Consider the following 16,104-nt stretch of genomic DNA (forward strand, 5'->3'; position numbering starts at 1 on the left):
TCGGAAGCGCTCTGTCGTTTCCGAATTCGCTCAGATCGGGGATGTGATTTGGGGCGGACCTACTGCGGCGCCGGGCCTGTTGAGCCTCGGACCTGCAGTTCTACCCCAATGGTGACCGGTCTGCCCGGTCTTGCGCCGTCGAGCATCCGGAGCGCGAGTGCGCCCGCCTGTCTGCCCTTCTCGACCAGGTCCTGGCGGACGGTCGTGAGCGACGGCTGCCCCCACCTCGCGGCGGGGGTGTCATCGAAGCCCACGATCGACACCTCCTCGGGCACCGCCAGCCCCAGTTCGTCGGCGGCGCGCAGGGCACCCAGTGCCAACTCGTCGGACATGCACAGCACCGCGGTCGGCCTCGGCCGTAGCCCGAACAGCCACCTGGCGCCCTCCCTGCCCAACTCCCGGACACTGCCCGGCGCCTCCCAGAGCGGCACCTCAGCGGCGACAATACCCTGTTCAGCGAGCCCTCTCAGGTATCCGGCATACCTGTCGAGTGACACCCGAAAATGTGCTGATCGCACACGTTCCGGAGTCGCGGGTCCGCGCCAACCGTCGGCCGTGAGGCTGAATCCGAGGACCGCCACGCGCCGATGGCCCAGCTCGGTCAGGTGCCGTGCCGCCAGCTGCGCGCCGCCGAAGTCGTCCACCTGCACCCGCGCCGAGCCGGGCACGATCGGCTGGTCGACCACCACCAGCGGCAGCCTGCGCTCCAGGACCGCGGCCAGCGCTGGCGCGTTGTCCGGCAGTGAGTACGCCACCACGACATCGGTCTGCGCGCGGATGACGCTCTCGGCCCGAGGGCCGGCGTCGGAGATCCCCGGCAGGAGCAGCAGCGACCGGTCCCCGCTGTCCACGGTGGCGGCCAACGCGTCGAGCAGGATGCACAGCGCCGGGTCGGAGAACGCCGAGGACAGGCCCTCGCAGAGCATGAACGCCACGGACCCGCCGCGCTGGGTCGCGAGCGACCTGGCCACCGGGTCCGGCCCGGCGTACCCCATTTGCTTGGCCGTCGCGATGATGCGTTCCCGCAGCTGGGGTGACAGCTGGTCGGGCCGGTTGTACGCGTTCGACACCGTCGCCCTGGATACCCCGACCTGGCGGGCGACGGTGTCCAGGGTGGGTCGTCGTACCCGGTCCTGACTCACGCGTCAAGACTATTCCGCTTCACCGCCGAAAAGCGTGGCGATCACTGAAGCGCTTCAGTTACGCTCGATGAGGGCGGGCGATCGGGAACGGCGGGCGATCGGGAGGAGCCAGGGTGCGAGCGGAACGTTGGTCAGTGTTCGTCATCTTCGCGATCAATGGCATCGTGATCGGCTCCTGGGCGCCACGCATGCCGACGTTCGCCGCCCAGATCGGCGCCAACGAGGGACAACTCGGCCTGGCCCTGCTCGGTGGCAGCATCGGGATGATCGCGGCCGCCTCGCTGACCGGCCGCTGGTGCGCCCACTCCGGCGCCCGCCTGGTCATCCTCGTCTCCGCGCTGGCCACCGTGGTCGTGCTCCCGGTCATGGCCCTGGTCGGCTCGCCGCTGCAGCTCGGCGGCGCGCTGGTGCTGATCGGCACCTCGGTCGGCATGCTCGACGTCGCGATGAACGTCGGCGCGGTCACTGTCGTGCGTCGTACCGGACGGCCGCTGATGCCGGTCTTCCACGCCGGCTTCAGCTTCGGCGCCCTCGCCGGCTCGATGGGCGCGGCCTACGCCGCCGGCAACGACATCGGCCTGCTCGGCCACTTCCTCGCGGTCTCGGGCCTGGTGCTGGTGGTGAACCTCGCGGTGATCAGGTTCGTGCCGCCGGCCGAGCGCGCCGACCCGGCCGCCGAGGCCCACCTGCCGACCGACCGGCGGATGCTGCGCCGCCCCGTGCTGTGGCTGCTGGGCGCCATCGCCCTGTGCTCGGCGATCGTCGAGGGCGCCAGCGGCGACTGGTCGGCGCTGTTCGCGGTCCGGGAGCGGGGCATGGACGAGGCAGCCGCGGCGATCACCTTCTCGGTGTTCTGCGTGGCCATGGGCGTCGTCCGGCTGTTCGGAGAGCAGGCCGAACGCCGCTGGAGCCCGGAGCGGCTGCTGGTCGTCGGCGCGCTCGCGGCCTCGTTCGGGCTGCTGCTCACCGCCATCGTCCCCGGTGCGGCGGTGGCCTATGTCGGCTTCGCGCTCGCCGGCGGCGGGCTGGCCTTCGCCTTCCCGATCGCGCTCAACCTCGCCGGCGCGGTCGGCAGGCGCGGGGACGGCACCGGCGGTGAGCACGAGATCGGCTTCGTCACGACCATCGCCTACAGCGGTTTCCTGATCGGCCCGCCGATGATCGGCGGCGTGGCGCACGTGACGAATCTCGAGGTGGCGATCGGTTTCGCGGGGCTCATCGCGGCGCTGATCATCCCGGTCGCACTCGGTGCGGCGGCTGCCCGTCGCCGCGAGGAGGCCAGGGCCGCGGCGTCGGCGCCGGTGCTGAACTCCTCCTGATCAGCTATTAGCAGGGTGAGCGACGGTCCGTGCGCGTATCGCGGTGACTACGCTCGAAAGGGTGTCCGTCGACAGCTCGCCAGAGAAGGCGAAAGCAGCCCCCCGTACCGGTGCGACCGCCGGCCTGCTGCCGCTGATCGTCATCGGCGTCCTGCTCGCCGTACTGGCCGCGGTGTTCCTGCTCTCACTGACCGCCGGTGACGACACCCCGGTCAACCTCTACGGCCTGACCGTGGCCAGGGTGCTCGCCGAGGTCGGCATGGTGCTGACCATCGGCTCCCTGCTGTTCGCCACGTTCATGGTGGCCCCGCAGCGCTCCGGTGTGCTCGACGTCAACGGCTACGCCGCCCTGCGCATCGCCGGCCTGGCCGCCACCCTGTGGTGTCTGGCCGCACTGGTCTCGCTGGTGTTCACCGAGGCGGACGCGATCAACAAACCCGTCGCCGAGGTGCTCAACGCCAACACGCTGATGACCCTGCTCGGCATCATCGAGCAGGCCAAGGCCTGGCTGATCACCGCGCTGGTGGCGCTGGTCGTCGCGGTCGGCACCCGGTTCGCGCTGTCCTGGGGCGCGACCGCGGCACTGTTCGCCCTGGCCGTCTTCGGCCTCACCCCGGTCGCGGTCACCGGACACTCCTCCAGCGGCGGTCAGCACGACCTGGCCACCAACAGCCTGCTGTTCCACCTGGTCGCCGCCTCGCTGTGGGTCGGTGGCCTGGTCGCGCTGCTGGTGTTCGGCCGGCGCGTCACGACCGGGCCCGCGCTGCGCCTGGCCGCTACCCGGTTCTCCGCGACCGCGCTGGTCTGCTGGATCGTGATGGCCGCCTCCGGCACGCTCAACGCCTGGGTGCGGCTGCCGGTCGACGAGCTGTTCAGCACCGAGTACGGCCTGCTGGTGGTGGCCAAGTCCGTCGCGCTGGTGGTGCTCGGCGGCTTCGGGTTCCTGCACCGGCAGCGGACGGTCTCGGCCATCGAGGCCGGTGGGTCGAGCAACCTGCTGGTGCGCCTGGCCGCGGTCGAGGTGCTGGTCATGTTCCTCACCATCGGCATCGCCGCGGCCCTGGCCAGGACCCCACCACCGGGGCTGAACTACCGGCCCGACCGGGTCGAGCTGCAGTTGGGCTATCCGCTCGACGGGCCGCCGACACTGTGGACGCTGCTCACCGACTGGCGGTTCGACCTCGTGTTCGGCACGGCGGCGATCGCGCTCGCGGTGCTCTACGTGCTCGGCGTTCGCCGGCTGCGCGCGCGGGGGGACGCCTGGCCGGTCGGGCGGACCGTCGCCTGGCTGCTCGGCTGCCTGGTGCTGCTGATGGCGACCTCGTCCGGGTTCGGGCGGTACGCGCCGGCCATGTTCAGCGTGCACATGGAAACCCACATGATGCTGTCCATGCTGGCACCGGTGCTGCTGGTGCTCGGCGGGCCGGTGTCGCTGGCGCTGCGGGCGCTGCCGGTGGCCGGTCGCGACGGCGCGCCCGGGCCGCGGGAGTGGCTGCTCGCGGCCGTTCGCTCGCCCGTGTCGAAGTTCCTCACCCATCCGGTGGTGGCGCTGGTCCTGTTCGTCGGTTCGTTCTACGTTCTGTATTTCTCCGGGCTGTTCGAGGTCGCCGTGGAGAAGCACTGGGCACACCTTCTTATGAATGCCCATTTCCTGATCGTGGGGTACCTGTTCTACTGGCCGGTGATCGGTGTCGACCCATCGCCGCGGCGGCTGCCGCACGTCGCCCGGCTCGGCATGGTGTTCGCCTCGCTGCCGTTCCACGCGTTCTTCGGCGTGATCATGATGGGCATGCAGACGGTCGTGGCCGCGCCGTTCTATCGGACCCTTGGCCTGCCGTGGGCCGCCGATCTGCTGGCTGACCAGCGCCTCGGCGGCGGTATCGCGTGGGCCGCCGGTGAGCTTCCGCTGCTGATCGTGCTGATCGCGCTGCTGGTGCAGTGGGCCAAGGCCGACGACCGCGAGGCCCGGCGCGCAGACCGGCGCGCCGACGACGACGGTGACGCCGACCGGACCGCCTACAACGCGATGCTGCGGAAGCTGTCCGGCGAGCCAGGCGACGACAAGCTCCAGGAAGACGAACCCGGCCAGCAGCAGGCCGACGCCCAGGGTGACCGAACCTGAGGCCACCCGGCCCAGTAGCAGAACCCACCGACATTTCCCGCCGCGCCACCCCCGTCTCGACCCCAGTTGTCCACAACCACCCCACTTGTCCACAGCCAGGCGGTTCCCCGCCGCGCACCGCGCCCCGTCCGGGCACTGTGGTCCTTGTCCGCGGCACACCCCGCGCCGCGGCCAGGAGCGAGGGAGCAGGCCCATGTTCGAGACGTACGTGACGGTGGCCGGTCGGGTCATCACCGTGCCGCAGCGCCACACGTTCGCCAGCGGCGATCGCAAGACCAGCTTCCGGCTGATGTCGGTTGAGCGCCGGTTCAACCGGGAGACCAGGGAATGGTCCGACGGCGATCGCCTGTTCGTGGCCGTCAACTGTTGGCGAAGGCTGGCCGACGGCGTGGCCAACTCGGTGGCCAAGGGAGACAACGTGGTGGTCGCCGGCCGGCTCTACGTCCGCCAGTACACGACCGAGGGCGGCGACCGGCGTGAGACCTTCGAGCTCGACGCCAGGGCCATCGGCCCCGACCTCGCCTGGTGCACGGTGGTCGTCGAGCGACCGGCCCAGCCGCTGACCGAGGCGAATATCGGTCTGCCAGGGGAGGAGGTGGTCACCCAGCAGGCCGCCTGACCCGGTTCCCGTGGCGCTTCGGCGGGCGGGTATACCCTCCGGTGACGCCAGCCGGTGGCAGATCCTCGGCGCAGTTGCGGCACACCGCGGTCACGGCCGAGTGCGGACCGCTCTACGATCGCGGCCATGGCCGAGTTCATCTACACCATGAAAAAGGTGCGCAAGGCGCACGGGGACAAGGTCATCCTGGATGACGTGACCACTGGTTTCTATCCCGGGGCGAAGATCGGCGTTGTCGGTCCGAACGGTGCGGGAAAGTCCAGCGTGCTACGGATCATGGCGGGATTGGACCAGCCCAACAACGGCGAGGCATTCCTGGCCCCTGGCGCGACGGTCGGCATCCTGCAGCAGGAGCCGCCCCTCAACGAGGACAAGACCGTCCTGGGCAACGTCGAGGAGGGGGTCGGCGAGATCAAGCAGAAGCTCGACCGCTTCAACGAGATCGCCGAGAAGATGGCGACCGACTACTCCGACGCACTCATGGAGGAGATGGGCGGACTTCAGGAGGATCTCGACCACGCCGACGCCTGGGACCTGGACTCCCAGCTGGAGCAGGCGATGGACGCGTTGCGGTGCCCGCCGCCCGACGCGGACGTCAAGGTGCTCTCCGGTGGTGAACGCCGCCGGGTGGCGCTGTGCAAGCTCCTGCTGGCCAAGCCCGACCTGTTGTTGCTGGACGAGCCGACCAACCACCTGGACGCCGAGAGCGTGCTCTGGCTCGAACAGCACCTGGCCCAGTACCCGGGTGCCGTTCTCGCCGTCACCCACGACCGGTACTTCCTGGACAACCTCTCGCAGTGGATCATGGAGCTCGACCGCGGGCGAGCCCATCCCTACGAGGGCAACTACTCGGTCTACCTGGAGAAGAAGGCCGAGCGCTTGGCGGTCCAGGGCAAGAAGGACCAGAAGCTGCAGAAGCGGCTCAAGGACGAGCTGGCCTGGGTGCGGTCCAACGCCAAGGCACGCCAGACCAAGTCCAGGGCACGCCTTGACCGCTACGAGGAGATGGCCGCGGAGGCCGACCGCACCCGCAAGCTCGACTTCGAGGAGATCCAGATCCCGCCGGGGCCCCGGCTGGGCAGCGTGGTCGTCGAGGTCGAGAACCTGCGCAAGGGTTTCGGCGACCGGACGCTGATCGACGGCCTGTCGTTCGACCTGCCGCGCAACGGGATTATCGGCGTGATCGGACCGAACGGGGTCGGTAAGACGACGCTGTTCAAGACGATCGTCGGCCTGGAGCAGCCGGATTCGGGCAAGGTCAGGGTCGGCGACACGGTGAAGCTGTCGTACGTGGATCAGGAACGGGGCGGTATCGACCCGAAGAAGAACGTGTGGGAGGTGGTGTCGGAAGGGCTGGACTACATCCACGTCGGCCAGGTCGAAATGCCCTCCCGCGCCTACGTGAGCGCGTTCGGGTTCAAGGGAACCGACCAGCAGAAGCCGGCCGGAGTGCTCTCCGGGGGCGAGCGCAACCGGCTCAACCTGGCGCTCACGCTCAAGCAGGGCGGCAACCTGATCCTGCTGGACGAGCCGACAAACGACCTGGACGTGGAGACCCTCGGTTCACTCGAGAACGCGTTGGAGCAGTTCCCGGGCTGTGCCGTGGTCATCTCCCACGATCGGTGGTTCCTTGATCGGGTCGCGACGCATATCCTCGCGTGGGAAGGAACTGAGGACAATCCCGGCAAGTGGTACTGGTTCGAAGGCAACTTCGAGGGCTACGAGAAGAACAAGATCGAGCGTCTTGGTGAGGAAGCCGCACGTCCGCATCGGGTCACCTACCGCAAGCTGACTCGGGACTAGGTTGGGGGTTCCGGTGGTGGCGGCCTTGGACGAGGTGCCGGCGGCCCGCGGTCTCGGAGAGTGCGTCGCACTCCTCCGGTCGGCCGAGGCGTTGCGGTTGAGCGCCCCGGAACTCGCCGTCCAACTGGTCCGCCGTGCCCTCGTGATCAGTGCCACCGACTCGGCCGACGCCGAAGCCGCCGACCAGGCCAGGTCGCTGGCCATGCGGGCGCGGGCCATCCTGGCCGGCGGACTCGTGCGGATCAGCCACTACGTCGACGCGGTCGAGCCCGCGCTCGCGGCGCTCGTCCTCGCGGAGAGCGCGGGCGAGGACGAACTCGCCACCTCCGTGCGGCTCGACCTCGCGGCCTGCGCCAGGGAGGTCGGCGAGCCGCTGCTGGGCTGCGCGCTGCTGCGGCCAGTGGTGGAGGCCGCGCGGTCCCGGCCGTCGGTGCGGGCCGTCGCGTTGAGCAGGCTGGTCGGCTGCACCGCGCACATCGGCCGCCGCGACGACGTGGAGGACGCGCTCGCCGAGGCCGACCGACTGCTCGGCCTGGACGACGGGCTCAACCCGGACGAGCGGCGGCTGGCGCGGGTCCGGCTGTCCGTGCGGACCGCCGCCTACCACCGTTGGTACGGCGACACCGAGGACGCGGTCGACGCCGCCCGGGAGGGCCTCGGTCAGCTGAACCGGCTGCGCGGCAGCCGGCCGGAGAACGCGCGGCTGCGCGCGCAGCTCGTGCTGGAGCTGGCGTGCGCGCTGCTGGACGACGGCGAGCTCGGCGAGGCGGAAACGATCGCCCAGCCACTGCTGGACGAGCCGGTGCGCGCGACCTCGGCCGCCGCGGTCGGGCAGCTGATGATGGCCGTGGCCACCCGGATCCACCTGCCGTCCGGCAGGGTCGAACGCGGCCGCGCGCTGCTCGATCAGGCCGTGCGGATCGGCGACCGCCACGGCCTGGACGGACTGCTTGCCGACGCACGAACCGCCGTGGCCCAACTCGACGAGCAGGCCGGCTTCCTCGGCGAGGCACTGGAGTCCTTCCGCGGCGCCCGGTCGGCCGAGCAACGCAGGCTGCGGGCAACCGCGAAGGCGGCCCGCCAGCTCCTGGTCACGGTGGGTGTCGCGCAGGACTGGGACGCGTCCGCGGCCACCGCGCTGCTGAGCAAGGTCACCCGCCAGCGCGCCTCGCCGGTGGCCGCCGTGTCGCCGATAGCCACCCCCTCGCCGACCGTTCCCGCCACGCCCACGGCACCCGCCCAGCCCGCCGTGCCTGCCACGCCAGCCGCGCCAGCTTTTCCTGCCACCTTCGCTGCGGCGGCCGCGCCTGCTGTGCCGGCTACGCCCGCTGCACACGCCGCGCCTGTTGTGCCCACGGCGCCTGCCCTCCCCGCCGCGCCTTCGGTGTCTGCCGCACACACTGCGCCCATAGCGCCTGCCGTGCCCGCTGTGCCTGCCGTGCCCGCTACATCCGCTGCGCCGGCTGTGCCTGCCACGCCCGCTGCGGCTGCCGCATATGGCGCGCCCGCTGTCCCCGCCGCACACGCAGCCGCGGCGGCGGGCGACGCGCTGGCCGTCCCCGCCATGCCAGCCGCGTACCCGGTGCCCGCCGTTCCACCCGCGCCTCCCGCATACGCCGGGCCCGCTGTGCCAACGGCCTCTGCTGTTCCCGGGCCCGATGTATCCGCGGCACATGTTGTGCCTCCCGCGGCGGCCGCGCTCGACGCACAGGCGGCGCACGCCTCGGCCGGCCCGGCCGAGACCGCCGGTGGCCTGCTCGACCGCGACGGCCTGTACCGGCGACTGCACGCGGTCCGCAACGGCGAACGCCCAGTCGCCCTGACGTTGGTCCGCCTGGCCGAGAACGGCACCCGGTCGGGCATCAACCTGACCGACCTGGCCGGCCTGGTTCGTGAGCTGGCCCCGGACAACGCGGAGCTGGCCCGCTCGGACGGCACCGAGCTGGCGGTCATCCTCCCGCGCACCACCAAGGATCAGGCCGAACAGTTCGCCAGGACGATCCGCGACACCGCGCTGCGCGCCGACTGGCTGACCCAGGCCAACGCGCAGAGCATCAGCACCGGCGTAGGCCAGTCCAGCCCCGACGCCCCCATGGTCGACGTCGGCGCACTGCTGACCTCGGCCCGCCACGCCCTGACCCCGGCCGAACCGCCCCGCCGGCCAGGCGAACGCACCCAGCCGGTACTCGCGACCGCGCGGACCGCCGAAGCCCTGGCCCAACTGCACGACACCGGCGACACCCTCCGCATCGGCCGCTCGATCATCAACTCCCTGAGCATCCCGGAAGGCAGCGGCGGCAAACGCCGCGCGGAGACCGGCACCCACCCCGCCCTCCCCACCGAGTCGCCGCGGCCGGCCCCGGCCGCCGACGGTCCGGAAGCCGTTCACGGTTCCTCCAGCGACGCGCCACTGCCGGACCACGACGCCACGGGCGTGACCCCCGACCCACCCCGATCCGTCGGCGAAACCGGGGGATACCGGCCGTTGGTCACGTTCCCGGCGACCCCCGACCCGGCCCCGCCACCGGACGACACCGTGGCCGGCGCGACCTCCGGATCGACCTACGCGGAGACCAGAGCCGAACTCGCCCGCATGATGTCCGCGCTGGAGTCCGGTGCCCTGCCCGAAACCCTGACCGAGGCACCACCACCCACGAGCGCCGAGACGTCGCCGGCGCCAGCACCGTCCGGATTGAGCACCTCGGCCGGCGGCCGGTGGTCGTTCGCCCCCGTCGGCGAGACGACCGCCACCACGCCCGCCGAGGACCACCTCCGCAACGGAGCCGCGTTACCCAGTCCACCCACGCAGTCGATCCCGACCCCGCCGGAGCCGACCGAGGTCCCCCAGCCACCACCGGGGCCCGAGGTACCGGAGCCGGACCCGCCCGACCCCATCCCGGTCCCGCCGGCCGAACCGGACCCCGCCCCGCGCACCGAGCCAAGCCCGGCACCGCCGCCGCCCGCCGGCCGGCGAGAACGCCGCGGTGAGCGGACCGGGGACTCCAGCACCCTCGCCGGCCTGCTGGCCGAGGCGCTCGTCGCCTACCAGGAGACCCGCGACGACGACGAGCGACTTGCCGACGGCCGGACCGGTCACCGGGACCACACCGACGGGTTGACCGACGTGCCGGGCCAACAGTGGTCCGACCAGCAGACCGACGGCCCCGCCGCCGCACCAGCCCCCGCCTCGACCGACCGCCAGCGACCTGACCACCTGGCAGGCGAGTCGGGCCAGTCGGGGGGCGAACCGACGCCCGGGTCGTGGGCTGACCGGCTTGCTGGACCGGACCCACAGCCGACCGATCCGCGCGTTGACCGGCCGGACCGGTCGCGTGCTGAGCGGTTGGGGCTGGGCGCGCACTCGACTGACCGTCAGGAGTCGTGGGCCGCACGGCTGGTGGGTGGGCCGAGTTCGCAGTCGACTGATCCGCAACCTGGTCAGCTGGTCGGGTCGTGGGCTGACCGGTTGGCCGCGGCGGATTCGTCGTCGACCGACCTTCATGCTGATCGGCCGGACCGGTCGCGCGCCGAGCGGCTTGGGTTGGACTCGGCGTCGGCTGACTCGCCGAGTTCGCGGCCGGACCGGTCGCGCGCCGAGCGGTTGGGGTTGGACTCGCCGTCGACCGATTCGCCGAGTTCGCGGCCGGACCGGTCGCCTGCCGAGCGGCTCGGGCCGGACTCGGTCTCGGCTGACTCGCTGAGTGCGCGGCCGGAGGAGTCCTGGCTCGAGCGGATGGTCGTCGGGCTGGACGCACAGTCGGTTGAGCGGGCGGCGGGGGCGTCGGGTCAACATCGACCCGACCGGCCGATCGGCACGCCGGACCGGTCATGGGATGATCGACCGGGCGCCGACGAGAGCGTGCCACCACCGGACACCGAGCAGCCAGGAACCACGCCCAACGAGGGGTTCGGGTCCTTCGATCGGTTGTTTGACTGGCGCTACCAGTCAGAGTCCGGACGGCATCGGTCACCTGAATGACCGTCCGCAGGCGCTCGTTCCCCCTTCTGGGCTCCTGCCACGGCCCAGCCAGACGATCCGTTTATGGTGTGCATGCCTGTGGCACACCGACGTGCCGCCAATAGTGGAGTCGCGTAGATGACCTCGACCGGAACCCGGAACCCCGCGAACACGACCGGTCACGGAGCCGGCGCCATCGACGGTCCGGAATCCCCGGAACAGACCCGGGACGAACTCATCGAGCAGGCCGCGGCGGCCGCTTCGGATCTTGCCGATCTCATCCGGCTCTACTACCGGTACATTCCGCCAGAAGAGGTCATCGACCACGATGCGGTGGACTTGGTGGGCACGGTGCGTACGCATCGTCGGCTCGCTGAGCAGCGGGTGCCCGGCCGCCCCGCGATCCGGGTGTTCAATCCGGACAACACCACCGACGGCTGGTCCACCGGCGGCACCGTCGTCCAGCTGGTCACCGACGACATGCCCTACCTGGTCGAGTCCGTCACCGCCGAGCTCGTGCGCGGCGGCCTCCAGATCCACCGCGTCGTGCACCCGATCGTCGTGGTCCGCCGGGACGCCGTCGGCGGGCTGCGGGAGGTGCTGCCGAGCGCGGAGGCCGACGACCCCCCTTCCGACGCGATCGCGGAAAGTTGGATGTCGATCGAGGTCGACCTCATCACCGACGCCAACCGCGGCCGGGAGATCGAGTCCGGCCTGCACTCGGTGCTCAACGACGTCCGCGAGGTCGTCGAGGACACCGCCAAGATGGCCGGCACCGCCCTCGCGCTCGCCGACCAGCTCGAAGGGCAACCACCGGTCGACGCGAGCCAGTCGGTCGAGGGCGCGGCGCTGCTGCGCTGGCTCGCTGACGGGCACTTCACCTTCCTCGGCTATCGCCATTACGAGCTCGTCGGCGGCGAGCGGCTCGCCCTGCGCGCCTCGCTGGCCAGCGGCCTTGGCGTGCTCCGCCGCGACAGCCTCGCCGAGCGCACGCTCCCCGCCAGTCCCAACACGCTGAGCCACGCGCTGTCCGCCGAACTGCTCGTACTCACCGAGGCCAGCGAGCCCTCCAGCGTCCACCGATCGACGTACCCGTACTACGTCGGCGTGAAGATGTTCGACACGGACGGCAATGTCACCGGCGAGCACCGGTTCCTCGGCGTCTTCACGATCAACGCGCTGCACGAGGACGTGCTCGACATCCCCGTCGTCGGTCGCCGGGTGCGGGCGGTCATCCACCGCGCCGGGTTCCCGCTCGGCTCGTACACCGGTCAACGGATGCTCGAGGTCATCCAGAACTGGCCCCGCTCGGAGCTGTTCTCCACCAGCACCGACAACCTCTACCAGACCACCACCGGCGTGATCGCCCTCGCCGACCGCAGGCGACTGCGGCTGTTCCTGCGCCGCGACCCCTACGGCCGCTTCTACTCCTGCCTGGTCTTCCTTCCCCGCGACCGCTACACCACGACCTCCCGCATCGCCATGCAGGAGGTGCTGCTCGACGAGCTCGGCGGCAAGGACCTCGAGTTCTCCACCCGAATCGGGGAGACCTCACTGGCACAGGTGCACTTCACCGTGCACACCGTCGATCCCGAACACGCCGTCGACGCCGACGTCGCCCGCATCCAGGCCAGGATGACCGAGGCGGTGCGCACCTGGGACGACCGCCTGGTCGAGGCCGTGTTCGCCGAACAGCGCGAACTGCTCGCCGAGGGCACCAACGACCAGACCGTGACCGTCGGCGCCGAGTCGGCCACCGAACAGGGCCAGCGCTTCGCCGGCGTGTTCCCCGAGGGCTACAAGGAGGACTTCGACGCCACCGCGGCACTCGCCGACCTGCGCCGCCTCGAACGCCTGCGGCACACCGGCGACATGGACCTCTCGTTCTACGAGCCGGCCAACGCCGAACCGGGGGAGCGCCGCTTCAAGCTCTACCTGTCCGGCCACGGCGTCACCCTCTCCCAGGTCCTGCCCGTCCTCCAGCAGATGGGCATCGAGGTCGTCGACGAGCGCCCGTATGACCTGTACTTCGAGGACGACACCAAGTGGTGGATCTACGACTTCGGCCTGCGCGTCGACCCGGCCGTGGTCGAGGGCCTCTCGATGGCGGAACGGGCCGAGCAGCGCGCCGAGTTCGAGCAGGCGTTCGCCGCGATCTGGCGCGGGGACGCCGAATCCGACCGGTTCAACTCGCTGGTCCTGCGCGCCGGGCTGACCTGGCGCCAGGCCACCCTGCTGCGCGCCTACGCCCGCTACCTGCGCCAGGCCGGCACCCCGTACTCCACCGAGTACATCGAGGACGCCGTGCTCGGCCACACCGACGTGGCCACCGCGCTGGTCGACCTGTTCGAGACCCGCTGCGACCCCGGCCTCGCCGACCAGCAGCGCCGTGAGGCGGTCGACGACCAGGTCGCCAGGATCACCGCCATGATCGACGAGGTCACCAGCCTCGACGCCGACCGCATCCTGCGCAGCTTCCTCAACCTGATCTGCGCGACGCTGCGCTCCAACTACCGGGTCCGCGACGCCGAGGGCCGCCCGCGCGCCTACCTCGCGATCAAGCTCGACCCGCACCTGGTGCCCGACCTGCCGCAGCCGCGCCCGAAGTTCGAGATCTTCGTCTACTCCCCCCGGTTCGAGGGCGTGCACCTGCGCTTCGGCTCGGTGGCCCGCGGCGGGCTGCGCTGGTCGGACCGCCGGGAGGACTTCCGCACCGAGATCCTGGGCCTGGTCAAGGCCCAGGCGGTGAAGAACGCGGTCATCGTCCCGGTCGGCGCCAAGGGCGGCTTCGTGCTCAAACGCCCGCCCGCGCCCACCGGCGAGCCGGGGCCCGACCGCGAGGCGCACCAGGCCGAGGGCGTGGCCTGCTACCGGATGTTCATCTCCGGCATGCTCGACCTGACCGACAACCTGCGCGAGGGCGAGGTGCTGCCGGCCAAGGACGTCGTGCGCTACGACGGCGACGACACCTACCTCGTGGTGGCCGCCGACAAGGGCACCGCGACCTTCTCCGACATCGCCAACGAGGTCGCCGCCAGCTACGGCTTCTGGCTCGGCGACGCGTTCGCCTCCGGCGGCTCCATCGGCTACGACCACAAGGCCATGGGCATCACCGCCCGCGGCGCGTGGGAGAGCGTCAAGCGACACTTCCGCGAACTGGGCAAGGACACCCAGACCGAGGATCTCACCGTCGTGGGCATCGGCGACATGGCAGGCGACGTCTTCGGCAACGGGATGCTGCTCTCCGAGCACATCGGCCTGGTCGCCGCGTTCAACCACCTGCACGTGTTCATCGACCCGAACCCGGACCCGGCCATCTCCTACGCCGAGCGGCGACGGTTGTTCGAACTGCCCCGCTCCAGCTGGGACGACTACAACCGCTCGCTGATCAGCGAGGGCGGCGGGGTGTGGCCGCGCACGCTCAAGGCGATCCCGATCAGTGAGCAGGCGCGAGTCGCCCTCGGACTTCCCGAGGGCACCAGGAAGCTCCCGCCCCCGGACCTGATGAAGGCGATCCTGCTGGCCGAGGTCGACCTGCTGTGGAACGGCGGCATCGGCACCTACGTCAAGGCGAGCACCGAGACCAACGCCGAGGTCGGCGACAAGGCCAACGACCCGGTCCGGGTCAACGGCGCCGACCTGCGGGTCAAGGTCGTCGGCGAGGGCGGCAACCTCGGGCTCACCCAGCGCGGTCGCGTCGAGTTCGCCAGGGCAGGCGGCAAGGTCAACACCGACGCGCTGGACAACTCCGCCGGGGTGGACTGCTCCGATCACGAGGTCAACATCAAGATCCTGCTCGACCAGCTGGTCACCCAGGGCGTGCTGTCCGGCGAGCAGCGCACCGAGCTGCTGGTGTCGATGACCGACGAGGTCGCCGACCTGGTCCTCGCGGACAACTACAGCCAGAACGCCGTGCTCGGCGTGAGCCGCGCGCACGCGGTGTCGATGCTGACCGTGTTGGCCCGCCTGGTCACCCATCTGGAGAAGCACGCCGGCCTGGACCGCGAGCTCGAGGCGCTGCCGTCGATCGCCCGCTTCCGCGAGATGGACAAGGCGGGCACCGGGCTGTCCTCGCCGGAGCTCGCGACGCTGCTCGCGCACGTCAAGCTCTCGCTCAAGGAGGAGGTGCTGGCCAGCGAGCTGCCCGACGCCGACGTGTTCGCCAGGCAGCTGCCCGGCTACTTCCCGAGCGAGCTGCGGGAGAAGTTCGCCGACGCGATCGGCCGCCACCCGCTGCGCCGCCAGATCACCACGACGCTGGTGGTCAACGAGGTGGTCGACGGCGGGGGCGTGTCGTATGCCTTCCGGCTGGCCGAGGAGATGAACGCGACCGCGACCGACGCGGTGCGCGCATTCACCTCGGTCACCGCGATCTTCGACCTGAAGGCGTTGTGGCGCGACGTGCGCACGCTGGACAACGTGGTGGCCACCGACGTCGCCGACAGCATGGTGCTGGAGAGCAGGCGGCTGCTGGACCGCGCGTCGCGCTGGCTGCTGTCCAACCGGCCCCAGCCACTCGCGGTCGGCGCGGAGATCAACCGGTTCCGGCGCGTGGTCGCCGAGCTCGCGCCGGAGGTCAGCACGCTGCTGCGCGGCGCGGAGCGGGACAACGTGGCCGAGCACGCGGAGCGGCTCATCGGCCACGGCGTGCCGGGGGTGCTCGCGACCAGGGCGGCCGCGCTGCTCAACGGGTACTCGCTGCTGGACATCACCGAGGTCTCCGAGCTCGCCGAGCGTGACGCGGGCCTGGACACCGAGCGCAGCCCACGGGAGACCGCCGAGCTGTACTACGCGCTGTCCGATCACCTCAGTATCGACACCATGCTGACCTCGATCAGCGCGCTGGAGCGCGGCAACCGCTGGCACGCGCTCGCCCGGCTCGCGCTGCGCGACGACCTGTACTCGTCGTTGCGGGCGATCACGCTGGATGTGTTGCGGCAGAGCGATCCCGGCACCTCTGCGGACGAGAAGATCGCGAACTGGGAGCACACCAACTCCTCGCGGTTGGCGCGTTCGCGGATGTCACTGGAGGAGATCCGCCGGGTGGCGCGGCTGGATCTGGCGACACTGTCGGTGGCCGCCCGGCAGGTGCGCAGTATGGTCCGTTAGTGAACGAGCGGGCGAACACAACGTTGATACCG

Annotated in this window: 7 protein-coding genes; 6 read left to right on the forward strand and 1 reads right to left on the reverse strand. The window is 71.0% G+C overall.

Annotation, left to right across the window (positions count from 1 at the left end):
• Window positions 1–59: 59 nt before the first annotated feature.
• Window positions 60–1,142 carry a LacI family DNA-binding transcriptional regulator gene (locus ACYVIP_RS07065; RefSeq protein WP_460393296.1) on the reverse strand — a complete coding sequence of 361 codons (1,083 nt, stop codon included), beginning with the start codon at window positions 1,140–1,142 and terminating at the stop codon, window positions 60–62.
• 113 nt (window positions 1,143–1,255) lie between these two features.
• Here ACYVIP_RS07065 and ACYVIP_RS07070 point away from each other — a divergent pair, with 113 nt between their 5' ends.
• The 6 genes from ACYVIP_RS07070 (at window position 1,256) to ACYVIP_RS07095 (ending at window position 16,072) form a co-directional block, all read left to right on the forward strand.
• Window positions 1,256–2,461 carry an MFS transporter gene (locus ACYVIP_RS07070; RefSeq protein WP_460393298.1) on the forward strand — a complete coding sequence of 402 codons (1,206 nt, stop codon included), beginning with the start codon at window positions 1,256–1,258 and terminating at the stop codon, window positions 2,459–2,461.
• A 61-nt stretch (window positions 2,462–2,522) separates the two neighbouring features.
• Window positions 2,523–4,583 (forward strand): cytochrome c oxidase assembly protein, encoded by a 2,061-nt coding sequence (locus ACYVIP_RS07075; protein ID WP_460393300.1) that lies wholly within the window; start codon window positions 2,523–2,525, stop codon window positions 4,581–4,583.
• 193 nt (window positions 4,584–4,776) lie between these two features.
• Entirely contained in the window at window positions 4,777–5,202 is a 426-nt protein-coding gene (locus ACYVIP_RS07080; protein ID WP_460393302.1) for a single-stranded DNA-binding protein, read from the forward strand.
• A gap of 126 nt (window positions 5,203–5,328) precedes the next feature.
• Window positions 5,329–7,005 (forward strand): energy-dependent translational throttle protein EttA, encoded by a 1,677-nt coding sequence (ettA, locus tag ACYVIP_RS07085; RefSeq protein ID WP_460393304.1) that lies wholly within the window; start codon window positions 5,329–5,331, stop codon window positions 7,003–7,005.
• A gap of 16 nt (window positions 7,006–7,021) precedes the next feature.
• A complete protein-coding gene (locus ACYVIP_RS07090) occupies window positions 7,022–10,984 on the forward strand; it encodes a hypothetical protein (RefSeq protein WP_460393306.1) in 3,963 nt (1,320 codons plus the stop codon).
• A 117-nt stretch (window positions 10,985–11,101) separates the two neighbouring features.
• Window positions 11,102–16,072 (forward strand): NAD-glutamate dehydrogenase, encoded by a 4,971-nt coding sequence (locus tag ACYVIP_RS07095; RefSeq protein WP_460393308.1) that lies wholly within the window; start codon window positions 11,102–11,104, stop codon window positions 16,070–16,072.
• Window positions 16,073–16,104 lie beyond the last annotated feature (32 nt).

This window comes from Actinophytocola sediminis (genome assembly GCF_054779715.1).